This window comes from Pseudomonas tumuqii (assembly GCF_013184545.1).
In the GTDB taxonomy this organism is placed as follows: domain Bacteria; phylum Pseudomonadota; class Gammaproteobacteria; order Pseudomonadales; family Pseudomonadaceae; genus Aquipseudomonas; species Aquipseudomonas tumuqii.
In genome coordinates this window covers 12,031-33,113 of record NZ_JAAOJA010000024.1, presented here as the reverse complement: position 1 = coordinate 33,113, position 21,083 = coordinate 12,031, and the positions used below count along the sequence as shown (strand labels likewise).

Annotated in this window: 19 protein-coding genes; 5 read left to right on the top strand and 14 right to left on the bottom strand. The window is 66.2% G+C overall.

What is annotated here, in order from left to right; genetic code table 11:
- Positions 1–192: 192 nt before the first annotated feature.
- The gene (locus G9C89_RS23835; RefSeq protein WP_172152996.1) at positions 193–1,404 is read right to left on the bottom strand and encodes a nitrate/nitrite transporter; all 1,212 of its coding nucleotides are present in this window, start codon (positions 1,402–1,404) and stop codon (positions 193–195) included.
- A 728-nt stretch (positions 1,405–2,132) separates the two neighbouring features.
- Between G9C89_RS23835 and G9C89_RS23830 the strand changes: the two genes are divergently transcribed.
- Positions 2,133–2,687, top strand: a complete 555-nt coding sequence (locus G9C89_RS23830) for a magnesium transporter (protein WP_172152994.1) — start codon at positions 2,133–2,135, stop codon at positions 2,685–2,687.
- A gap of 32 nt (positions 2,688–2,719) precedes the next feature.
- Here G9C89_RS23830 and G9C89_RS23825 read toward each other — a convergent pair whose 3' ends face one another.
- Genes G9C89_RS23825 through G9C89_RS23805 form a run of 5 tightly spaced genes read right to left on the bottom strand, consistent with a single transcriptional unit; the run spans position 2,720 to position 7,771 of the window.
- Entirely contained in the window at positions 2,720–3,055 is a 336-nt protein-coding gene (locus G9C89_RS23825) for a cytochrome C oxidase subunit IV family protein (protein ID WP_172152992.1), read from the bottom strand.
- A gap of 37 nt (positions 3,056–3,092) precedes the next feature.
- Entirely contained in the window at positions 3,093–3,800 is a 708-nt protein-coding gene (locus G9C89_RS23820; RefSeq protein WP_172152990.1) for a heme-copper oxidase subunit III family protein, read from the bottom strand.
- Positions 3,801–3,804: 4 nt separating this feature from the next.
- Complete coding sequence (locus G9C89_RS23815; RefSeq protein ID WP_172152988.1) at positions 3,805–4,494, bottom strand: cytochrome c oxidase subunit 3; 690 nt, start codon at positions 4,492–4,494, stop codon at positions 3,805–3,807.
- Positions 4,491–6,266, bottom strand: coding sequence for a cytochrome c oxidase subunit I (gene ctaD, locus G9C89_RS23810; RefSeq protein WP_172152986.1), 1,776 nt, complete (start codon positions 6,264–6,266; stop codon positions 4,491–4,493). Before ctaD ends, G9C89_RS23815 begins: the two co-directional genes overlap by 4 nt.
- A 41-nt stretch (positions 6,267–6,307) precedes the next feature.
- Positions 6,308–7,771, bottom strand: a complete 1,464-nt coding sequence (locus G9C89_RS23805) for a c-type cytochrome (protein ID WP_172152984.1) — start codon at positions 7,769–7,771, stop codon at positions 6,308–6,310.
- A 306-nt stretch (positions 7,772–8,077) separates the two neighbouring features.
- Between G9C89_RS23805 and G9C89_RS23800 the strand changes: the two genes are divergently transcribed.
- The 3 genes from G9C89_RS23800 (at position 8,078) to G9C89_RS23790 (ending at position 11,444) form a co-directional block, all read left to right on the top strand.
- Positions 8,078–9,442, top strand: coding sequence for a pyridoxal-phosphate dependent enzyme (locus tag G9C89_RS23800; protein ID WP_218575970.1), 1,365 nt, complete (start codon positions 8,078–8,080; stop codon positions 9,440–9,442).
- A gap of 232 nt (positions 9,443–9,674) precedes the next feature.
- Positions 9,675–10,832, top strand: coding sequence for a trans-sulfuration enzyme family protein (locus G9C89_RS23795; RefSeq protein ID WP_172152982.1), 1,158 nt, complete (start codon positions 9,675–9,677; stop codon positions 10,830–10,832).
- A gap of 126 nt (positions 10,833–10,958) precedes the next feature.
- A complete protein-coding gene (locus G9C89_RS23790) occupies positions 10,959–11,444 on the top strand; it encodes a YbhB/YbcL family Raf kinase inhibitor-like protein (RefSeq protein WP_218575969.1) in 486 nt (161 codons plus the stop codon).
- A gap of 158 nt (positions 11,445–11,602) precedes the next feature.
- On the opposite strand, the gene G9C89_RS23785 is transcribed toward G9C89_RS23790, so the two are convergent.
- The 8 genes from G9C89_RS23785 to G9C89_RS23750 form a co-directional block, all read right to left on the bottom strand.
- On the bottom strand, positions 11,603–13,606 hold the full coding sequence (locus tag G9C89_RS23785; RefSeq protein WP_172152980.1) for a thioredoxin domain-containing protein: 2,004 nt from the start codon (positions 13,604–13,606) through the stop codon (positions 11,603–11,605).
- A gap of 38 nt (positions 13,607–13,644) precedes the next feature.
- Positions 13,645–14,475: a putative Fe-S cluster assembly protein SufT gene (sufT, locus tag G9C89_RS23780; RefSeq protein ID WP_172152978.1), complete on the bottom strand. Its 831-nt coding sequence runs from the start codon at positions 14,473–14,475 to the stop codon at positions 13,645–13,647.
- A gap of 3 nt (positions 14,476–14,478) precedes the next feature.
- Complete coding sequence (gene sufU, locus G9C89_RS23775) at positions 14,479–14,934, bottom strand: Fe-S cluster assembly sulfur transfer protein SufU (RefSeq protein WP_172152976.1); 456 nt, start codon at positions 14,932–14,934, stop codon at positions 14,479–14,481.
- Positions 14,931–16,196 carry a cysteine desulfurase gene (locus G9C89_RS23770; protein ID WP_172152974.1) on the bottom strand — a complete coding sequence of 422 codons (1,266 nt, stop codon included), beginning with the start codon at positions 16,194–16,196 and terminating at the stop codon, positions 14,931–14,933. Before G9C89_RS23770 ends, sufU begins: the two co-directional genes overlap by 4 nt.
- Positions 16,193–17,512, bottom strand: coding sequence for a Fe-S cluster assembly protein SufD (sufD, locus tag G9C89_RS23765; RefSeq protein ID WP_172152972.1), 1,320 nt, complete (start codon positions 17,510–17,512; stop codon positions 16,193–16,195). Before sufD ends, G9C89_RS23770 begins: the two co-directional genes overlap by 4 nt.
- Entirely contained in the window at positions 17,509–18,270 is a 762-nt protein-coding gene (sufC, locus tag G9C89_RS23760) for a Fe-S cluster assembly ATPase SufC (protein ID WP_172152970.1), read from the bottom strand. Before sufC ends, sufD begins: the two co-directional genes overlap by 4 nt.
- Positions 18,271–18,285: 15 nt before the next feature.
- Positions 18,286–19,734: a Fe-S cluster assembly protein SufB gene (gene sufB / locus G9C89_RS23755; protein ID WP_172152968.1), complete on the bottom strand. Its 1,449-nt coding sequence runs from the start codon at positions 19,732–19,734 to the stop codon at positions 18,286–18,288.
- 134 nt (positions 19,735–19,868) lie between these two features.
- Positions 19,869–20,183, bottom strand: coding sequence for a Rieske (2Fe-2S) protein (locus G9C89_RS23750; RefSeq protein WP_172152966.1), 315 nt, complete (start codon positions 20,181–20,183; stop codon positions 19,869–19,871).
- Positions 20,184–20,309: 126 nt separating this feature from the next.
- Between G9C89_RS23750 and G9C89_RS23745 the strand changes: the two genes are divergently transcribed.
- Positions 20,310–20,981, top strand: a complete 672-nt coding sequence (locus tag G9C89_RS23745) for a helix-turn-helix transcriptional regulator (protein ID WP_172152955.1) — start codon at positions 20,310–20,312, stop codon at positions 20,979–20,981.
- The last annotated feature ends 102 nt before the right edge of the window (positions 20,982–21,083 follow it).

Here is a 21,083-nt window from a genome sequence, read left to right as displayed (position 1 = left end):
GCAAAGGCGGGGCCGGGGCATGGCTGCAGGGTTGGCCGTTGCCGGTTTCACCCATCGTTCCTGACCAGTGCGATTCAACTCTGCCAGTCAGCCCCGCCTTTGCCTCAACCCTCCGTTGATTGGTGGTGCGCGGATAAGCGACAGCTGGCTGGCGATCAGGTCGCCAGCCAGCTGTCGCTTATGCAGTCTCCATCAAACGCGGGCGGCGGTCACTGCGGCCGAGCCCCAGGTGGTGCGCCAGCGACGTTTGACGCTATACAGGCCGAACCAGGCCAGTACGCCGAGGCTGGCAAAAAACCACAGTGCCAACTGGTAGTCGCCGGTCTGTTGCTTGATCGCCCCCAGGCCTGCGGCCAGGAGGAAGCCGCCGATACCGCCGGCCATGCCGATCAAGCCGGTCATCACGCCAATCTCCCGACGAAAGCGCTGCGGCACCAACTGGAACACCGCGCCATTGCCCGCACCCAGGCCGAGCATGGCGGTGACGAACAGGGCCAGTGCAGCGGTGGAGCTGGACAGGTTGAAGCCGACGGCGGCGATGCTCAGCGAGGCGAGGGTGTACATCACCAGCAACGAGCGGATGCCGCCGATGCGGTCGGCCAGGGCGCCACCCAGTGGGCGCATCAGGCTGCCGGCGCAGACGCAGGCGGCCGTGTAGTAGCCGGCGGTCACCGGGTTGAGGCCGTACTGATCGCTGAAATAGCCGGGCAGCGCACTGGCCAGGCCGATAAAACCGCCGAAGGTGACACTGTAGAAGAACATGAACCACCAGCTGTCGCGGTCACCCAGCGCTCGCAGGTAGTCGGCCGCGGCTTTCGGCTTGGGACGCTCGGGGGAGTTCTTGGCCATGAAGGCGAAGATCAGCAGGGTGAGCAGCAGCGGGATCAGGGCCCAGCCGAACACGTTCTGCCAGCCGAACAAGGCTGCCAGGCCGGGGGCGAACAGGGCGGCCAATACGGTGCCGGAGTTGCCCGCACCGGCAATGCCCATGGCCTTGCCCTGGTGCTGCGGCGGGTACCACTGCGAGGCCAGCGGCAGGGCCACGGCAAAGGCGGCGCCGGCAAAGCCGAGGAACAGGCCGAACAACAAGGCTTGTTCGTAGCTTTGAATGCCGATCTGCCAGGCGCAGAACAGCGCCACTATGACTATCACCTGGCCAATCAGGCCGGCGGCTTTGGGTGACAGCCGGTCGGCCAGAAAGCCCATCAGCAGGCGCAGTACGGCGCCTGCCAGAATCGGCGTGGCGACCATCAGGCCGCGCTGTTGGGCGGTCAGGTCGAGATCGGTGGCGATCTGCACGGCCAAGGGGCCGAGGAGGTACCAGACCATGAAACTCAAGTCGAAATAGAGGAAGGCGGCAAACAACGTCGGTGTATGGCCGGCTTTCCAGAAACTGTTATTCATCGAACACCTCGTCAGCAAAAAAGGGTCCCGGTCAGTTGCGATTCGTCGTGGTCGTGGACACGGCGAGCGCAACCGACCGGGGAGGCGATGCACTTGTGGTGCAAGGCCCTGCGGCCGAGGCCACAGCTGGGTTGAGAGAGTGACAAGCAGAACCTCTGGATCGCAGAGGAGCCACCATCCCCAGGCGTTGGGGGCAGAAACTAAAAAACGCCGCGTCACCGTTCGCTTTTGGGCGAGGGTGAGGCGACGTCTTTGTCGTTCATGAGGGCAGCCGCCATTGGCTGCCTATGGCAATGCCAAAGCAAGAGCTGAGCCAACACCGTGGTTTGGCGGTTTTCGGCGGATGTACAGCGATTGCATCGACCTTTTTGTGATGCAAAACGGGGCGCAGTACCTGTTTGTGCGCCGAGATGGGGCGAGTTGGTGGGGCGCAGCGGGGCGGCGGAATGCGCGCTCAGTTCTTGGGAAACGCCAGCGTGGGACCATCGGTCAGGAAGTCCGTTCGCCGCGGTAATGGCCTGAATCGCTGGCGCGGGCTCTACACAGAGTGTTGGTGACTTATTTTTGAATTTCAGGCTTGACTTTTGCTGATTCGCTGAATTTTCACGGTGCTATACTTCAATTTGATCGAAAAACAGGGGCCGTTCACAGAGGCAGGGTTCCTCCTGTAACTGTCGGCTAATAGCAGCAGGTGGTGGACTGCAGCTAAGTGAGATGGGAGGTACGTCATGAATCGGCACTACTACACCAGTGACAATCTCGACGATCTTGAAACCGTTGAGCAGGAGTTGGAGGCGAAGGGCATCAGCACCGAGCAGATTCATGTGCTCAGCGAAAAGGATGCCGATGTTGAGCGACATCATCTGCATGACGTGCCCTCGTTCATGAAGCAGGATGTCGTCCACTCTGGGGAGATTGGTGCCGCCGTCGGTGTGGTACTTGCCATACTGGTGCTCGGTGGCGCCTATCTGCTGGGCTGGACCGCAACCGCTGCGGGATGGGTGCCCTTTATCTTCCTGGCGATAGTGCTGCTGGGTTTCTGTACCTGGGAAGGTGGCTTTTTCGGTATCCAGGTGCCGAATGCCCACTTCCGCCGCTTCAGGAAGAATCTACAAGAAGGCAAGCACGTCTTTTTCGTCGATGTCGAGCCGGAGCAGGAAGTCGTGCTGGAGCAGGTGGTCAACCATCATCCGACACTGAAGGTTGCCGGAACGGGAGAGGCCGCCCCGCACTGGATCGTGGCCTGGCTGCACAGATGGCATCAGTTCAAACGAACGATCTAGCAACGAGTGCACAGATCGCTACTGCGGGATCATCAAGGTGATTCCGCGGTTATGCCCTGGCCAAAGAAGATCACCCGGCTGAGGAAAATGTAGTCCGCCTCGCTGACCATGAGCCCCACCAGCACCAGCAGGCACAAGGGTGGCACCAGAATGGCGTAGACCATGGCCAGGCGCTCCCAGGCCATGTGCATGAAGATGGCAACGATCAAGCCGGCTTTCAGCAGCATGAAGGTGATGATCAGCGACCACCTGAGATAACCGGCGAAGTGGAAGTAGTCGACCAGGTAGGACAGGGTGCTGAGGACGAATAGCAGCCCCCAGATCTTCAGGTACAGGCTGATCGGATGCTGTTGTCCGGTGTGCGTCATGGCCAGTGCTCCTCTGCAGCGCTAACAGGGTCAAGCGTTACCACAGATAGAAGAAAGCGAAGATAAACACCCACACCAGGTCGACGAAGTGCCAGTACAGCCCGGCTATCTCGACGTTCTGGTAGTTGCCGGAGCGCTCGAAGTCCCCGCGCAAGACTTTCCACGCGACGATGCACAGGTAGAGCACGCCGATCGACACGTGCAGGCCGTGGAACCCGGTGATCATGAAAAAGCTCGCGCCAAATTGCGCGGCGCCCATGGGGTTGCCCCAGGGGCGCACGCCTTCGGCGATCAGCTTGCTCCATTCGAACGCCTGCATGCTGACGAAGGCCGCGCCGCAAAAGGCGGTGGCCAGCATCAGGGCGGCAGTCCTGCCGCGGTTGCGGCGGTAGGCGTAGTTGACCGCCATGGCCATGGTGCCGCTGCTGCTGATCAGCACGAAGGTCATGATGGCGATCAGGATCAGCGGGATGTGGTTGCCGGCGATGGTCAGGGCGAAGACTTCGCTGGTGTTCGGCCAGGGCTCGGTGGCGCTGATGCGCACCGCCATATAGCCGGTCAGGAAGCAGGTGAAGATAAAGGTGTCGCTGAGCAGGAATATCCACATCATCGCCTTGCCCCATGGCACCTGCTTGAACGCATCCTTGTCCGACGACCAGTCGCGGGCGATGCCCTGCCAGCCTGCGGCCGACGCATCGGGTGCAAGCGCCGGGCGATCTGCGGGTGTTGCTGAGTGCGCTGCCATGGCTTCACCTCAGGCCGCAGAATGCGGCGATGGCCTCATAGGTTTGCGGTGTACTGGTCAGCAGGGCGAAGAGCAGCAGCCAAAGTCCCAGCAGGTAATGCCAGTAGATGGCGCAGAGTTCGACGCTGCTGGCGAGCCGTGCCAGGGGCGCGTGCCGCAGGAACTTGCCCAGGGTTCTGCCCCAGGCCAGCAGGCCGCCCAGCAGATGCAGGCCGTGCAGGCCGGTGAGCAGGTAGAAGAAGCTGTTGGCCGGGTTGCTGGAGACGAAATAGCCCCAAGCGGCGAACCGCTGCCAGACCCAGAGTTGGCCGAGCAGGAAGACGATCGCCAGCACCCCTCCCAGGGCGAAGCCGGCCAGCGTCGCCTGCGCGTTACCTCGGCGGGCGGCCATGCGGGCCCACTGCAGGGCGATGCTGGCGCCTATCAGCGCGGTGGTATTCAGCCAGAGCGCGCCGGTGTGGGCCAGGGGCGCCAGCGGCTCGGTCAGCGGCTGCCAGTCGGGCACCTGGGCGCGGATGATGAAGGCGATCAGGAACAGCAGGAAGAGCGAACTGACCACCACGAGAAACAGGCGCAGGCCGACTTTCGCGGTGTGCGCCCTGTCCATTCCGGCGGGGCTGGGGATACCCGCGGCGGGATGCCAGCTGCCACTGGGGTCGATGCTGTCGGTGTTTCTCAAGAGCAGCCGGTTCATGGTTGTTCACCCATCGGTGCGGTCTCGGCGCCGCCTCGCCTCATCCGCTCAAGGTCCTCGGCGGACACTGTCTGCGGGACAAAATCCTGCTCGATCCCCGGCACGCTGTAGTCATAGGCCCAGCGGTGCACCACCGGCAGCTTGGCGCCCCAGTTGCCATGTACCGGCGGGGTCTGCGGCGTCTGCCATTCCAGGCTGGTGGCTTTCCAGGGATTGCCGCCGGCGGGTTTGCCGTTGAAGGCGCTCCAGAACAGGTTGAACAGGAACAGCAACTGGGCCACGCCGACCGTCAGGGCGGCCACGGTGATGAAGGCGTTGAGGTCCTGCGCCGACTGCGGAATGAAGGCGTAGTCCTCGTAGGCGTAGTAGCGCCGCGGCATGCCGAGGAAGCCCAGGTAGTGCATGGGGAAGTAGATGGCGTAGGTGCCGAGGAAGGTGATCCAGAAGTGCAGCTTGCCCAGGCGTTCATTCATCATCCGCCCGGTTATTTTCGGGTACCAATGGTAGATGGCGCCGAACACCACCAGGATCGGCGCGACGCCCATGACCATGTGGAAGTGGGCGACGACGAAATAGGTGTCCGACAGCGGGATGTCGACGATCACGTTGCCGAGGAACAGTCCGGTCAGGCCGCCGACCAGGAAGGTGAGGATAAAGGCCAGGGCGAACAGCATGGGCACGGTCAGGTGGATGTCGCCCTGCCACAGGGTCAGCACCCAGTTGTAGACCTTCAGCGCGGTCGGCACCGCGATGATCAGGGTGGTGGTGGCGAAGAAGAAGCCGAAGTAGGGGTTCATGCCGCTGACGTACATGTGGTGCGCCCAGACCACGAAACTGAGCACGCCGATGGCGACGATCGCCCAGACCATCATGCGGTAGCCGAAGATATTCTTCCGTGCATGGGTGCTGATCAGGTCGGAGACCAGGCCGAAGGCGGGCAGGGCGACGATATAGACCTCCGGGTGGCCGAAGAACCAGAACAGGTGCTGGAACAGGATCGGGCTGCCGCCCTGGTGCTCCAGCGACTGGCCCATCGAGATGATCGCCGGCATGAAGAAGCTGGTGCCCAGCAGCTTGTCGAACAGCATCATCACCGCGCTGACGAACAACGCCGGGAAGGCCAGCAGGGCCAGGATCGAGGCCATGAAGATGCCCCAGACCGACAGCGGCATGCGCATCAGGGTCATGCCGTGGGTGCGTGCCTGCAGCACCGTGGTCACGTAGTTCAAGCCGCCCATGGTGGCGGCGACGATGAACACCGCCAGGGACACCAGCATCAGCACGATGCCCCATTCGGTGCCCGGGGTGCCCTGGGTGATCGACTGCGGTGGGTAGAGCGTCCAGCCCGCGCCTGTGGGACCGCCGGGGGCGAAGAAGCTGGCGAGCAGGATCACCACCGAGAGCAGGTAGAACCAGTAGCTGAGCATGTTGACGTAGGGGAAGACCATATCGCGCGACCCCACCATCAGCGGGATCAGGTAGTTGCCGAAGCCGCCGAGGAACAGGGCGGTCAGCAGGTAGATGACCATGATCATGCCGTGCATGGTCATCGCCTGATAATAGGCGCCGGCGTCCATGAACTCGATGCTGCCGGGGAAACCCAGCTGCATGCGCATCAGGCCGGACAAGACCAGGGCGATCAGGCCGACGAAGATAGCCGTCAAGGAATACTGAATGGCTATGACCTTGTGGTCCTGGCTCCAGATATAACGGGTCAGGAAGCTCTTGGGTTCATGTAGAGCCTCTGTTTCGACCTGTTCCGCGTAGGCCATCACGTCATCCTCCGGGTGAGGGTTGAGTGCATATTGACGGCTTAGGGTGCTGCTCCCGGTGTGCTGTCGCCTTCGCCGGCGGTCGACCTGATCAACGCGACCAAGGCGTCGAGTTCGTCATCCGTCAGCTCGAAGGCCGGCATGACCGGGGTAAACCCCTGGGCGATCACCGCGCCGGGATCGCGAATGGACTCCTTGAGATAGGCCTCATCGACCTCCCGCGGGGTGCCGTCGGCCCCGCTTTGGGTCTTGCCATACAGGCCCAGCCAAGTCGGCCCGACGCCCGGCTTGCCATCGAGGCTGTGGCAGGTCAGGCAACCGAGGGAGCTGGCCAGTTGCCGGCCCTGCGCCGCCAGGTCACCGGAGGTTGCCGCCGCGCCGGCCGGAGCCTGTTCGTCTGGCGGCGCGCCACTGAGCGACTTGATCAGGGTGAGCAGCGCATCCAGCTCTTCCTGATTGAAAGTGTAGGGCACCATGACCGGCGGGTAGCCTTGCACCAGCTTGGCCTTGGGCTCGCGGATCGATTCGATCAGGTAGGCCTCGTCGACCTGTACGCTGCTGCCGTCGGCAAGCTGCTCGGTGCGGCCATATAGATCCTTCCAGCTCGGGCCGAGGCTGGCACTGCCATCCAGGCTGTGGCAGGCCAGGCAGCCGGAGTTCTGTGCCAACTGGCGGCCGTGCTCCAGCACGCTTTCACGGCTGGGTTTGGCGGCGCTATGCAGGGTCTGGGCAAAGGTCGGCTGGCTGTTCAGCCACTGCTCGAAGGCCGCGGGTTCCTCGACGATCATGTTGCCGCGCATATTGTAATGGGCCAGGCCGCAGTACTCGGCGCACAGCACGTCATAGCTGCCGAGCTTGGTCGGGGTGAACCAGAAGTAGGAGACCATGCCGGGCACCATGTCCATCTTGCTGCGGATCTGCGGGACATAGAAATTGTGCAGCACGTCCTTGGAGCGCAGCAGCACCTTCACCGGTTGATCGAGCGGCAGATGCACTTGATTGTTGCGGATCAGCACATCGTCCTGCCCAGATGGGTCGTTGGGGTCGAGGCCGAGGGGGTTGGCGTTGCTGATCCATTTCACATCCGACTTGCCCAGCTTGCGATCCTGGCCGGGAAAGCGAAAGGCCCACTGCCACTGCTGGGCGACCACTTCCAGTTCGTGGGCGTCTGCCGGCACCCGGACGAAGTCGTGGTAAACCACCAGGCCTGGGGCCAGCAGGCCGATGATGCCGACACTGGTGATACCGATCAGCCACCATTCCAGCTTCTTGTTTTCGGGCTGATAGGCCGCCCGGCGTCCTTCTTTATGGCGGTAACGAATGATCGCCAGCACCATGAACAGGCTGACGGCGACGAAGAAGATGCCGGTGATGAGCAGGGTGATAAACAGTGCGGCGTCTATCGAACCCCAGTTGGAGGCTGCCGCCGTTGCCTGCCAAGGGCTCAGTACATGGAACAGTACCGATGCCACAACGATTAGCACCAAGACAATTGCAAATACCATGTGTTTTGCATCCTGTTCCTGTCGCGCACTGGCCACACAAACATCCTGCCAAACAGCAAGGTCGAATAGATCGTCAATTCGGCCAGCAATTCATCCCGCATCGCGCCTGGCCCTGTTAGCAGGCCGGCGCGAAACGCTGGAGGAAGTATAGGGGAGGAAAACTGTCGCTGCCCGAGTCGACAGCAGCTGGGCCAGGCGAAGGCTCGTCGGTCGGGCGGATTGGCCCTCTGCCAGTGCAGCGCCTATAAGTTAAGGCGTAATCCTGACTCGGCAATGCAATCGACTGTGTCACGGAGGGCCAAGACGATGTCCGCCAATCCCTTGCTCGAGATGATCGGCAACACGCCGATCCTGCCACTGACCCACCTCGACACTGGGCCGTGCCAGCTGTTCGTCAAGCTGGAAAACCAGAACCCCGGCGGCTCGATCAAGGACCGCATCGCCCTGACCATGATCGAGGCCGCCGAAGCCAGCGGCCAGCTGCAGCCCGGCGGCACCATCATCGAGGCCACCGCCGGTAACACCGGCCTGGGCCTGGCCCTGGTGGCCGCGCAGAAGGGCTACCACATGCTGCTGGTGGTGCCGGACAAGATGAGCCGCGAGAAGATCTTCCACCTCAAGGCCCTCGGCGCCGAGGTGCGCCTGACCCGCTCCGATGTCGGCAAGGGCCACCCCGATTACTACCAGGACCTGGCGCGCAGCATCGCCGCGCAGATGCCGGGCGCCTTCTACATCGACCAGTTCAACAACCCGGCCAATGCCTGGGCCCACGAGAGCGGCACCGGCCCGGAAATCTGGCGGCAGATGGAGCAGCGCGTGGATGCGGTGGTGGTCGGCGTCGGCTCGGGCGGCACCCTCGGCGGCCTGACCCATTTCTTCCAGAAGGTGGCGCCCCAGGTCGAGATGGTCCTGGCCGACCCGGCAGGTTCGGTGCTGGCCGACTACGTGGAGACCGGCCAGTTCGGCGAGGCCGGCAGCTGGCTGGTGGAGGGCATCGGCGAGGACTTCGTGCCGGCCATCGCCGACTTCGCCCTGGTCAAGCGCGCCTACCGCATCGACGACGCCGAGAGCCTGCACACCGCGCGCCTGCTGCTCAAGGAGGAGGGCGTGCTGGCCGGCTCCTCGTCCGGCACCCTGCTGGCCGCGGCCTTGCGCTACTGCCGCGAGCAGACCACGCCCAAGCGGGTGCTGACCTTCGTCTGCGACAGCGGCAACAAGTACCTGTCGAAAATGTTCAACGACTACTGGATGATCGACCAGGGCCTGATTGAACGGCCCAAGCAAGGCAACCTGCGCGACCTGATTGCCCGGCGCTACGAGGAAGGCACCACCGTCACCTGCAAGCCCGACGAGACCCTGGCGGCGGTGTACGGGCGCATGCGCTTCCACGACATCGACCAAGTGCCGGTGATGGAGGGCGACCATGTGGTCGGCTTGATCGACGAGTGGGATCTGCTGCGCGCGGTGAAGGATGCGCCGGCGCATTTCCAGCTGCCGGTGCGCGAGGCGATGGTCAGCAAGTTGCAGACCCTCGACCCGGACGTGCCGCTGGAGCGCCTGCTGCAGACCTTCGACGAGGGCCATGTGGCGTTGATCGTCGAACAGGGCCGTTTCCTCGGCCTGATCACCAAGAGCGATGTGCTCAACCTCTGGCGTCGCACCCTGCGCTAGGAGGGCTTGGCGAGCCCTCTGTAGGAGCCAGGGGGACGTCCCAGTCCTTGCTGGCGATTAGCTCGTAGGATGGGTCGGGCCGCGTAGGTTGAGCGCAGAGATACCCATGCTGTTGGTGGGGCCGACACGGATGCCAAGGCAATTGACGCGCCGCTGCGTGGCGAACCGCTCTATGAGCAAGCTGGCCGAAGCACCGCCAGTGAACAGGCAGAACCTCTACGGGAGTCGCAACATGAGCGAATTCGAAACCCTCACCGTGCACGCCGGTTACGAGCCGGACTGGACCGGTGCGGTGATGCCGCCGATCTACGCCACCTCGACCTTCCGTCAGCAGTCGCCGGGGGTGCATGCCGGCTACGAGTACGGGCGCAGCCAGAACCCCACGCGCCAGGCGCTGGAACGGGCCATTGCCGAGCTGGAGGGTGGCGCCCACGGCTATGCCTTTTCATCCGGCCTGGCGGCCTGCGCCACGGTGCTGGAACTGCTACCGGCGAACAGCCACATAGTCGCGGTGGACGACCTCTACGGCGGTACCTACCGCCTGTTCGAGCGGGTGCGCAAGCCCAGCGCCGGCCTGCAGGTCAGCTATGTGCCGGCGGACGCCGATGCCGCCAGCCTGGCCGCCGCACTCAGGCCCGAGACGCGGATGATCTGGGTCGAGACCCCGACCAATCCCACCCTGAAACTCTGCGACCTGGCTCAGGTCGGCCAGCTCGGTCGCGCCCGCGGCATCCTCACCGTGGCCGACAACACCTTCGCCTCGCCGTACCTGCAGCGGCCGCTGGAACACGGCTTCGACATCGTCGTGCATTCGGCGACCAAGTACCTCAACGGCCATTCCGACGTGATCGCCGGGCTGGTGGCCATTGCCGACCGCGCGGAACTGGCCGAGCAGTTGAGCTTCCTGCAGAACTCGGTGGGCAGCATCCTCGATCCGTTCTCCAGCTTCCTCTGCCTGCGTGGCATGCGCACCCTGGCCCTGCGCCTGCAACGTCACGTCGTCAACGCCGGCGAGCTGGCCGCCTGGCTGGAGCAGCAACCACAGGTGGCGTCGGTGCTCTACCCTGGCCTGGGCAGCCATCCCCAGCACGAGCTGGCGGTACGGCAGATGCGCGGCTTTGGCGGCCTGATCAGCCTGTACCTGGCCAGCGACGCTGAAGGCACCCGGCGCTTCCTCGAAGCCACCCAGCTGTTCACCCTGGCCGAGAGCCTGGGCGGGGTGGAAAGCCTGATCAGCCAACCGGCCAAGATGACCCACGCCTCGATTCCCGCCGAACGCCGGGCACAGCTCGGCATCAGCGACAATCTGGTGCGGCTGTCGGTGGGCATCGAGCATGTTGAGGATCTGCGCCGCGATCTGCAGCAGGGGTTGGCGGCCATCGCGCCTTGACCACGACCGCATGGCGCCTCACGGCGCTGTCTGGTGCGCGGCTGGCTATAGTTTTCATATGGTTTTCCTTAGCGGGGCAGCGGCGCCAAGCGGGTGCCAATGCCCGTTCGACAAGGAGTAACGGCCATGACCGTAACGGCCATGATGACGCTCAGTTCCGCCGCTTTTCCTGACCAGGGCGCGATCCCATCGCGCTATACCTGCGAGGGTCAGGATATTTCCCCGCCGCTGGCGTGGAGCGGTGTGCCACCGGGCAGCGAGAGCCTGGTGCTGATCGTCGACGACCCGGACGCGCCGGACCCGGACGCGCCCAAGATCACCTGGGTGCACTGGCTACTGTACAACCTGCCGCCGGCCACCCGCGAGCTGGCGGAAGACCTGCACACGCTGCCGCCCGGCACCCTGCAGGGCCGCAACGACTGGCGCAGGACCGGCTACGGCGGGCCCTGTCCGCCGATCGGCAGCCACCGCTATTTTCACAAGCTCTATGCGCTGGACTGCGTTCTGCCGGATCTCGGCCGGCCGACCAAGGCCCAGCTCGAAGGCGCCATGCAGGGCCATGTCCTGGCTAAGGCCGAGTTGATCGGGACCTACCGCAAGAAGCGCGGCTGAGTGCTTGTGCAAATACTCCTGCCTACTGCGACCGCCTGCAGACGCCCGCTGCTGAGGTAGCGCGCCTTGCCGCGAACGCCTGGAGACGTTCTCGCTACGGTGCTCGATATTTTCACAACCGCTGAGCACACGCCTGGCAGGCCGGTTTGCCGGGTGAGTCAGCCCGCATCCTGCATTCGCAGGCAGCGCGCCAGTAGCGCGGCCGGGTCGCTCAGCGGGGCGCTGCAGGTTTGCCGGTGGCAGACATGGGCGCTGGCCTGGCCAGCGCTGGCGGGGCGGTCCGCAGCGCGGGGTACGTCTGCGGCCAGGGCCAGGACGCGGGCCGGCAGGTAGTGGCGCCGCAGATCCTCGAGCAGGGCGTTGGCGGCGTCGCGTCCGCCGTCGACCATGACGCTCAGCGGGCCGCGTTGGGCGAACTCCTGCGCCGCCAACAGGTGGGCGAAGGCGAAGGGGTCCGCGGCGGCCGCGCCGCGGTACATCGCCAGCACCTGTTCGGCGTGCTCGCGGTAGGCCGCGCGGCCATTCAGTTCGAACAGCCGCAGCAAGGCGAACACGCTGCTCGAGGTGCCCGAGGGCCAGGCGTTGTCGCGCGCGGCGCGCGGCCGCCGGATCAGCCGTTCGCCGCTGGCCGGGGTGAAGTAGAAGCCGTCGTCCCAGAACTGCGTGAGGATCAGCTCGACCAGTTGGTTGGCGCGCTCGAGATAGCGCGGCTCGAGACAGCTCTCGTAGAGGTCGAGCAGGGCGTTGGCGAGACCGGCGTAGTCGTCGAGAAAGCCCGCCACCTTGGCCGTGCTGTCGCGCCAGGCGCGGTACAGGCCGCCCTCGGCGCTGCTGAGGTGCTGCTGGAGGAAGTCGGCGGCGCGCCGCGCGGCGTCCAGGTGCTCGGCGTTGCCGCTGGCCTGGTAGGCTGCGCAGAGGCCCTGGATCATCAGCGCGTTCCAGCTGGTGAGGATGTTCTCGTCGCGCGCCGGCCGCACGCGCCGCGCCCGCGCCGCCAGCAACCTGGCCCGCAGCGGCGCCAGGCGCGCCTGCTCCTCGGCAGCGAGGTGGGCGGCACGCTGCAGCACCGTGCGGCCCTGCTCGAAGTTGCCGGCCGCGCTGACGCCGTAGGCGCGGCAGGCCAGGGCGGCGTCCGCCGGGCCGAGCTCGGCCTCGACCTGCGCCGGGGTCCACAGGTAGAACTTGCCTTCCTCGCCCTCGCTGTCGGCGTCCTCGCCGGCGTAGAAACCGCCCTCGGGATGGCTCAGGTCGCGACGGACGTAGTCGATGGTCTCCTCGAACACCTGGCGCCAGGCGGGCTTGCCGCTGGCGCGATAGGCGTCGGCATAGAGTTTCACCAGCAGGCCGTTGTCATAGAGCATCTTCTCGAAGTGCGGCACGCTCCAGCGCCGATCCACGCAGTAGCGGGCGAAGCCGCCGCCCAGTTGGTCATAGAGCCCGCCGGCCGCCATCTGCTCGAGGGTCAGGTCGAGGGCCTGTGTCAGGGCCGGCTCGTCCAGGCGCCGGGACAGGCGCAGGACCAGGTCGTAGCACAGCGGGTTGGGGAACTTCGGTGCCTGGTCCAGGCCGCCGTACAGCGGGTCGCTGTGCGCGGCGAACTGCCGCGCGGCCAGTGCCGGCAGGTCCTCCTGCGCCGGTGCCTGCCCCGCCAGCAGGCGCGCCTCGAGGGTTCGGTAACCCTGGAGAAACTGTCCGGCCTGGTGCCGTAACGCCGCGGGCTGCTGTTGCCAGGCCTCACCCAACTCGCGCACGACCCGGGCCAGGCCGGGGCGGCCGTAGCCGTCCTCGGGCGGGAAATAGGTGCCGGCGAAGAAGGGTTCGCCCTGCGGGGTGAGGAACACTGTCAACGGCCAGCCACCGCCCTGGCCGAGCATCTGCAGCGCGCCTTGATAGAGTTCGTCGAGGTCGGGGCGCTCCTGGCGGTCGACCTTGATGTTGATGAAGTACTGGTTCATCAGGCGGGCGATGTCCGGATTGGCGAACGACTCGTGGGCCATCACATGGCACCAGTGGCAGGCGGCATAGCCCACCGACAGCAGGATCGGCTTGTCCTCCTTGCGCGCCCGGCGCAAGGCCGCCTCGCCCCAGGGGTACCAGTCGACCGGGTTCTCCGCGTGCTGGCGCAGATAGGGCGAGTTTTCCTCGGCCAGTCGATTGCTCATGACGGCTTCCTCACTCTTGGTTCTTCACAGTAGGCCCCTCATAACAGGCCGAGCTGCAGGCGCGCCGCCTCGGACATGCGGCTCTGGTCCCAGGGTGGCTCCCAGACCAGCTCGACCTCGACCTGGCTGACCCCGGAGAGCGTCTGCACCTTGGCCCGCGCCTCCTCCTTGAGCACGTCGCCCATGCCGCAGCCGGGCGCAGTCATCGACATCTTGATGCTCACCCGCTGGCTGCCGTCCTCGAGCGGCTGGGCCTGGCACTGGTAGATCAGCCCGAGGTCGACCACGTTGATCGGGATTTCCGGGTCGTAGACGCTGCGCAGCAGGGCGAACACCTGGTCGAGGTCGAAGGCGCCGGCCGCCACCGGCTCGGTCGTCGGCAGCGGTTGCAGGCCGAGGGCGTCGGCATCCTCGGCGGCGATCCGTGCCAGCTGGCCATTGGCGGTTCTCACCGTGAAGCTGCCGCCGAGCGCCTGGGTCACCGTCACGGCCTCGCCCTGGGCCAGGCGCAGCGGCTCGCCGCGCGGAATCAGGGTGGCCGCGCAGTCGCGCCTGAGCGCGATCTGCTGGGCGCGCCCCGGCTGGTTGGGATTGTCGAAGCGCAAGCCGGCGCCGTGCAGATCCTGGACGAAGTCGATGCGCAGGCCATCGGCGCGCCGCGCGCTCGACGGATCGAGGAGCAGGGTGATGCCGTCCAGCTCGACGACGATATCGTCCTCGGCGCCGGGCTCGAACAGCAGTTCATGGGCGAAGTGCGGGTCGATCTTCAGCCGCAGCCAACTCCCGCCACCCTGGGCCAGGGCGTCGGCCAAGGTGTGCCGGGCCGCCTCGCTGAGGCGAATCTGCGGGTTCGGGCGTTCGCTGGTCATGGCTTACTCCGTGGAGACAGGCGCAGCGTCGCCGGCGAGGGCGCTGCGCAGGGTGTGCCAGGCCAGGGCGGCGCACTTGACCCGCAGCGGAAACTCCCAGACCCCGGCCAGCACCGCCAGCTTGCCGAGCGTCTCCGGGGCCACCTGACTGCCCGGGCCCTCGGTGAGCAGCGCATGCACGCGGACGAACAGTTCCAGCGCCTGCTCCTGGCGCATGCCCTTGACCGCCAGGGTCAGCAGGGAGGCCGAGGCCTGGGAAATGGCGCAGCCTTGCCCCTGGAAGGCGATGTCCTCGATCACCCCGTCGGCGAGCTTCAGCTCGAGCCTGAGCTGGTCGCCGCACAGCGGGTTGAAGCCCTCCGCCGAACGGCTGGGGGCCTCGAGCCGGCGGAAATTGCGCGGCCGCTTGCCGTGATCGACGATCACCTCCTGGTACAGCTCGCGCAGTGGGTCGCTCATCGGAACACCTCCTGCACCTTGGCCAGGCCGGCCAGCAGCGCATCGATGTCCTGCTCGTTGCTGTAGCAGCCGAGCGAGGCGCGGGCGGTGGCGGCCAGGCCGTAGCGTTGCATCAGCGGCTGGGCGCAATGATGGCCGGTGCGGATGGCGATGCCCTCGCGGTCGAGGATGGTGCCGATATCGTGCGGGTGGATGCCGTCGAGGACGAACGAGAGCACGCCGATCTTGTCCGCCGCGGTGCCGATCAGGCGCAGCCCGGGCACCGCCGCCAGCGCCTGCTGGGCGTAGGCCAGCACGGCCTGCTCGTGCCCGGCCAGGGCGTCTGCGTCGAGTCCGCCGAGGAAGTCGATCGCCGCGCCCAGGCCGATCGCGCCGACCATGTTCGGCGTGCCGGCCTCGAAGCGGTACGGCGGCTTGTTGTACAGGGTCTTGTCGAAGCTGACCGAGAGGATCATGTCGCCGCCGCCCTGGTAGGGCGGCATCGCCTCGAGCAGCTCGCGGCGGCCGTAGAGCGCACCGATGCCGGTGGGGCCATACATCTTGTGCCCCGACAGGGCGTAGAAGTCGCAGCCCAGGGCGCGCACGTCGACCTTCAGGTGCGGGGCCGCCTGGGCGCCGTCGACCAGTACCGGCGTACCCCGGGCGTGGGCGAGCTGGACGATGCGGCGGATCGGGTTGACGGTGCCGAGCACGTTCGAGACATGGGTGATGGCCACCAGCTTGGTCCTCGGCCCGATCAACCGTTCCAGCTCGTCGAGCAGCAGCTCGCCGGCGTCGTCGATCGGCGCCACCAGCAGCCGGGCGCCGCTCTGCTCGCAGAGCATCTGCCAGGGCACGATGTTGGAGTGGTGCTCCATGGCGCTGATCAGCACCTCGTCGCCCGCGCGGACATGCACCTTGCCATAGGTTTGCGCCACCAGATTGACCGCCTCGGTGGTGCCGCGGACGAAGACGATCTCCTCGACATGTTCGGCGTTGAGGAAACGCTGGACCTTGGCCCGCGCCTGCTCGTAGGCCTCGGTGGCGCGCAGCGAGAGGTAGTGCACGCCACGGTGGACATTGGCGTTCTCCTCGAGGAAGAAGCGCGACATGGCGTCGATCACCGCCTGCGGCTTCTGGCTGGTGGCGGCGCTATCGAGGTAGACCAGCGGCTTGCCGTAGATGCGTTGGGCGAGGATCGGGAAGGCTTGGCGCAAGCGTTCGACCTGGTACGGCTCGAAGCGCTTCGCCAGGGGCTGCAGGCGGCTCGCGCGGGGGTTCATGGCGTCCCCTCCAGGCTGTGCAACTGCGCGGCGACCAGGCGTTCCACCTGGCTGCGCAGCGGCGCCAGGCGGATCGCTTCGAGCATCTCGCCGACGAAGGCGTAGGTCAGCAGCGCGCGCGCGGCCGGTTCGTCCAGCCCGCGCGCGCGCAGGTAGAAGATCGTCTGTCGATCCAGTTGGCCGACGGCGGCGCCATGGGCGCACTTGACGTCATCGGCGAAGATCTCCAGGCGCGGCTGGGCGTTGGCCTGGGCCGTCGCCGACAGCAGCAGGTTCTTGATGGTCTGGCTGGCATCGGTCTTGATCGCGCCCGGGCGCACGATGATCCGGCCGTCGAAGACCCCGTGCCCGCGGCCGCCGATCACCCCCTTGTAGCGCTCGCGGCTGGTGCAGTACGGCGCCAGGTGCTCGATGCAGGTCTGGTTGTCCAGGTGCTGCTCGCCGCCGGGCAGGTACAGGCCGTCCAGGGCCACCTGGGCGCCGGGGCCCTCGAGCGCGACCCGCACCTCGTGGCGAGCGATGGCCCCGCCACAGGCCGTCAGGTGCGCGCTGAAGCGGCTGTCCCGGGCCTGGCGCACGTCCAGGCGGGTAAGATGGAAAGCGCTGCGGCTGGCGTCCTGCAGGCTGTAGTGCTCGAGCGCTGCGCCGGCCTCGAGCACGACCTGGCTCAGCGCGTTGCTCAGGTAGACCCCGGCGTCGCTGGCCACATGGCTTTCCACCAGGCTTGCACGGCTGCCGGCGCCGAGCTGGATCAGGCTGCGCGGATGCGCCGCCAGCGGCGTGGCGCCCGGATCGGCGAGGAACACCAGGTGGATCGGTCGCTCGAGCGTGCAGTGGGCGGGGATCTGCAGCACGGCGCCGTCCTCGCCGAGGGCGGCGTTGAGCGCGCCGAAGGCATGCGGTGCGACCTGCAGGGCGCGCGCCAACAGGGGCTCGAGGGCCGCGCGCTGTGCCTCCGGCAAGGCCGCCAGGTTGCTCAGGCGCACGCCCGCGGGCAGCCCCGCCAGCGACGAGAGCCGCGCGCTGAAATGGCCATTGACGAACACCAGCCGCGGGCCGCCGTAGTCGCCGACCCATTGCGCCAGGCGGGCGGCGGACAGACGCTGGCTCGGCGGCGGCGCGGCCGCCTGGAACGGCACCGCCAGGATGGGCGCGACCCGAGTGTACTTCCAGGCTTCGTCCTTGGCCGTGGGAAAGCCGTGGTCGGCCAGCCATTGCCAGGCCGCATCGCGCACCTGTCGGCGCCAGGCGGGTTGGCGAGCCGGCTCAGCGGCCTGCAGGCCTGTCAGCAGGGGCACCTGGGCGGCACTGTTCATGACCCTTCCCCGGGCGCCGGCGGCGCTTCGAAGTGGGCATAGCCGTGCCGCTCCAGTTCGACGGCCAGGGCCTTGTCGCCGGACTGCACGATCCGCCCGTTGGCCATGACGTGGACGTAGTCGGGCACTATGTAGTCGAGCAGGCGCTGGTAGTGGGTGATCAGCAGCAGCGCCCGATCCGCGCCGCGCAAGGCGTTGACCCCGGCGGCGACGCTGCGCAGGGCATCGATGTCGAGACCCGAGTCGGTCTCGTCGAGGATCGCCAGGCTGGGTTGCAGAATTGCCATCTGGAAGATTTCGTTGCGCTTCTTCTCGCCACCGGAGAAGCCCTCGTTGACCGCGCGGTTCATCAGCTCCGGGTCCATCTCGAGCAGTTGCATGCGTTCCTTGGCCAGGGCAAGGAAGTCCATCGCGTCCAGTTCCTCGAGCCCGCGCTGCTTGCGCACGGCGTTCAGGGCCGTGCGCAGGAAGTACAGGTTGCCGACCCCCGGGATCTCCACCGGGTACTGGAAGGCGAGGAAGATGCCGGCGACCGCGCGCGCTTCCGCCGGCATGGCAAGCAGGTCCTCGCCCCGGTAGCGCACCACGCCGCTGACCTGATAGCTCGGGTTACCGGCGAGCACCTGGGCCAGGGTGCTCTTGCCCGAGCCGTTCGGCCCCATGATCGCGTGCACCTCGCCAGCCCCGATGCGCAGGCTGATGCCGCGCAGGATCTCGTGCCCCTCGACGCTGGCATGCAGGTCTTCGATCTCCAGCATGCGCCACCTCCGGTCTCAACCGACGCAGCCTTCCAGGCTGACGCCGAGCAGTTTCTGCGCCTCCACCGCGAACTCCATCGGCAGTTCCTTGAACACCTCGCGGCAGAAGCCGTTGACGATCATCGGCACCGCGTCCTCCTCGCGGATGCCGCGCTGGCGGCAGTAGAACAGCTGCTCGTCGCCGATCTTCGAGGTCGAGGCTTCGTGTTCGACCCGGGCGCTGGGGTTCTTCACCTCGACATAGGGGAAGGTGTGCGCGCCGCACTGGTTGCCCAGCAGCAGCGAGTCGCACTGGCTATGGTTGCGCGCGCCGCTCGCCGCCTTCTGCACCTTGACCAGGCCGCGGTAGGTGTTCTGCCCGTGGCCGGCGGAAATGCCCTTGGACAGGATGGTGCTGCGGGTGTTGCGGCCGATGTGGATCATCTTGGTGCCGGTGTCGGCCTGCTGGTAGTTGGCGGTCAGGGCGACCGAGTAGAACTCGCCGACCGAGTCGTCACCCTGCAGGATCACCCCCGGGTACTTCCAGGTGATGGCCGAGCCGGTCTCGACCTGGGTCCAGGAGATCTTCGAGCGCGCGCCGGCACACTTGCCGCGCTTGGTGACGAAGTTGTAGATGCCGCCGCGCCCTTCGGCGTCGCCCGGGTACCAGTTCTGCACGGTGGCGTACTTGATCTGCGCGTCATCCAGGGCGATCAGCTCGACCACCGCCGCGTGCAGCTGGTTGTTGTCGCGCATCGGCGCGGTGCAACCCTCAAGGTAGCTGACGTAGGCGCCTTCCTCGGCGACGATCAGGGTGCGCTCGAACTGGCCGGTATCGGCGGCGTTGATGCGGAAGTAGGTCGACAGCTCCATCGGGCAGCGCACGCCCTTGGGCACATAGCAGAAGGAGCCGTCGGAAAACACCGCCGAGTTCAGGGTGGCGAAGAAGTTGTCGCTGTAGGGCACCACCGACCCCAGGTATCGGCGCACCAGCTCGGGATGCTGCTGCACCGCCTCGGCGAAGGAACAGAAGATCACCCCGACCTCGGCCAGCTTGCGCTTGAAGGTGGTCGCCACCGAGACGGAATCGACCACCGCATCCACCGCAACGCCAGTCAGGCGCTCCTGCTCGGCCAGCGAGATACCGAGCTTGGCGAACATCGTGCGCAGCTCGGGGTCGACCTCGTCAAGGCTCTTGGGTCCCGGGGTTTTTGGCTTGGGTGCCGAGTAGTAGACGATGTCCTGGTAGTCGATGGGCGCGTAGTGGACGTTCTGCCAGGTCGGCTCGCGCATCGTCAGCCAGTGGCGGAAGGCCTTCAGGCGCCAGTCGAGCAGCCACTGGGGCTCGTGCTTCTTCGCCGAGATCAGGCGGATGACCTGCTCGTCGAGGCCGCGCGGCAGAGCGTCGCTCGGCAGGTCGCTGACGAAGCCGTACTTGTACGCCCGGCGGCTGAGTTCGCGGATCTTGGCATTATCGGTGCTCATCGTTGCCTCCTCATGCTGCTGGCAACTGCCTTCAACTATACCCCTTCGGCCCATACCCCCTTAGACCGGTTTGGCAAGAATGTTCTTTACAAAGTATAGATACTCAGAAGTTGTGAAAATATCGAGTGAGGACATCAAGGATCGGGCCGGCGCAACAGGATGTCGTCACCGTCCACGCGCACCTCGAAGCGCTCGACGCAATAGGCCGAATCGGTGAGGCACTCGCCGCTGCTGACGTCGAACTCGTAGGCGTGCACGGGGCAGGTCACCACGCTGCCGCACAGGCTGCCTTCGCCCAGCGGACCGTCCTCGTGCGGGCAGTCGTTGTGGATGGCATAGTACTGGCCGTCGACGTTGAACAGGGCGACCGGCGTCGCCCCTAGGTACAGGGTGGTACCGGTGCCGAGGGCGATGTCGCCCACCCGGGCGACCTTGACGAATTCACTCATGGCGTTCCTCCGCATCGTGACCGCTCGGCGCATACCGGCCCGGCGCGACCCTTGGCTGGACGAGCAAGTCTGGATTGCCAATAATTTACTGTACAAAGTTTACAAACTTGCAGGAAGGACGGCGCGATGGACGTTGCCAGCAGCAAGACCGAGCTGCCCGCTTCCGCACGGGAACGCGTTCTGTTCCTGCTCAAGCGGGACGGCCCGCAAGCCGTGGCACGGCTCGCCCTGCAGTTGGGCGTGAGTAGCATGGCGGTGCGCCAGCAGTTGGCCCTGCTGAGTGGCGAGGGCCTGGTCGCGTTCAGCGACGAGCCGCGCCGGATTGGCCGGCCGGCGCGGGTCTGGCGGCTGACGGCCAAGGCTGATGCGCGTTTCCCCGATCGGCACGGTGCCCTCGCGGTCGACCTGCTGCAGGGCGTACAGAGCGCCTTCGGCGAGGCCGGTTTGCAGCGCCTGACCGATGGCTGGACGCGCAAGCAGCTGGCGGCCTACCGCGCACAGATGCCCGCGGCGGACCTGCCGCTGGCACAGCGGGTCGCCGCGCTGGTACGCATCCGCAGCGCGGAAGGCTTCATGGCTGAGTGCCGGCCGGCCGAGGATGGCGTGCTGGAGTTGGTGGAAAACCACTGCGCGATCGCCCAGGCGGCGACCTTGTGCCAGCGGCTCTGCGGCGGCGAGCTGGCGCTGTTTCGCGAGTTGCTCGGCGAGGGGGTCAGGGTCGAGCGCGGCGAACACCTGCTGGCGGGGGACCGGCGCTGCACCTACCGCATCTTCACCCGCAGCGACACGCTCCCGTAGGCGCGGTTCCCCCGTCTTCGACGCAGCGCTGTCGCGCAGCAAACTGGGTGCTCAAGGGTCGAGACCGTAGGATGGGTCGGGCCGCGTAGGTTAGGCGCTCAC

Excerpts from the sequence above, each read along its gene's own strand:
- sufB (WP_172152968.1), bottom strand. The coding sequence starts at position 19,734 with ATGAGCACCGATAATGCCAAGATCCGCGAACTCAGCCGCCGGGCGTAC.
- G9C89_RS23750 (WP_172152966.1), bottom strand. The coding sequence starts at position 20,183 with ATGAGTGAATTCGTCAAGGTCGCCCGGGTGGGCGACATCGCCCTCGGC.
- G9C89_RS23795 (WP_172152982.1), top strand. The coding sequence starts at position 9,675 with ATGAGCGAATTCGAAACCCTCACCGTGCACGCCGGTTACGAGCCGGAC.
- G9C89_RS23770 (WP_172152974.1), bottom strand. The coding sequence starts at position 16,196 with ATGAACCCCCGCGCGAGCCGCCTGCAGCCCCTGGCGAAGCGCTTCGAG.
- G9C89_RS23785 (WP_172152980.1), bottom strand. The coding sequence starts at position 13,606 with ATGAGCAATCGACTGGCCGAGGAAAACTCGCCCTATCTGCGCCAGCAC.
- sufT (WP_172152978.1), bottom strand. The coding sequence starts at position 14,475 with ATGACCAGCGAACGCCCGAACCCGCAGATTCGCCTCAGCGAGGCGGCC.
- sufU (WP_172152976.1), bottom strand. The coding sequence starts at position 14,934 with ATGAGCGACCCACTGCGCGAGCTGTACCAGGAGGTGATCGTCGATCAC.
- G9C89_RS23835 (WP_172152996.1), bottom strand. The coding sequence starts at position 1,404 with ATGAATAACAGTTTCTGGAAAGCCGGCCATACACCGACGTTGTTTGCC.
- G9C89_RS23745 (WP_172152955.1), top strand. The coding sequence starts at position 20,310 with ATGGACGTTGCCAGCAGCAAGACCGAGCTGCCCGCTTCCGCACGGGAA.
- sufC (WP_172152970.1), bottom strand. The coding sequence starts at position 18,270 with ATGCTGGAGATCGAAGACCTGCATGCCAGCGTCGAGGGGCACGAGATC.
- G9C89_RS23830 (WP_172152994.1), top strand. The coding sequence starts at position 2,133 with ATGAATCGGCACTACTACACCAGTGACAATCTCGACGATCTTGAAACC.
- G9C89_RS23815 (WP_172152988.1), bottom strand. The coding sequence starts at position 4,494 with ATGAACCGGCTGCTCTTGAGAAACACCGACAGCATCGACCCCAGTGGC.
- G9C89_RS23800 (WP_218575970.1), top strand. The coding sequence starts at position 8,078 with ATGTCCGCCAATCCCTTGCTCGAGATGATCGGCAACACGCCGATCCTG.
- G9C89_RS23825 (WP_172152992.1), bottom strand. The coding sequence starts at position 3,055 with ATGACGCACACCGGACAACAGCATCCGATCAGCCTGTACCTGAAGATC.
- G9C89_RS23805 (WP_172152984.1), bottom strand. The coding sequence starts at position 7,771 with ATGGTATTTGCAATTGTCTTGGTGCTAATCGTTGTGGCATCGGTACTG.
- G9C89_RS23790 (WP_218575969.1), top strand. The coding sequence starts at position 10,959 with ATGACCGTAACGGCCATGATGACGCTCAGTTCCGCCGCTTTTCCTGAC.
- sufD (WP_172152972.1), bottom strand. The coding sequence starts at position 17,512 with ATGAACAGTGCCGCCCAGGTGCCCCTGCTGACAGGCCTGCAGGCCGCT.
- ctaD (WP_172152986.1), bottom strand. The coding sequence starts at position 6,266 with ATGGCCTACGCGGAACAGGTCGAAACAGAGGCTCTACATGAACCCAAG.
- G9C89_RS23820 (WP_172152990.1), bottom strand. The coding sequence starts at position 3,800 with ATGGCAGCGCACTCAGCAACACCCGCAGATCGCCCGGCGCTTGCACCC.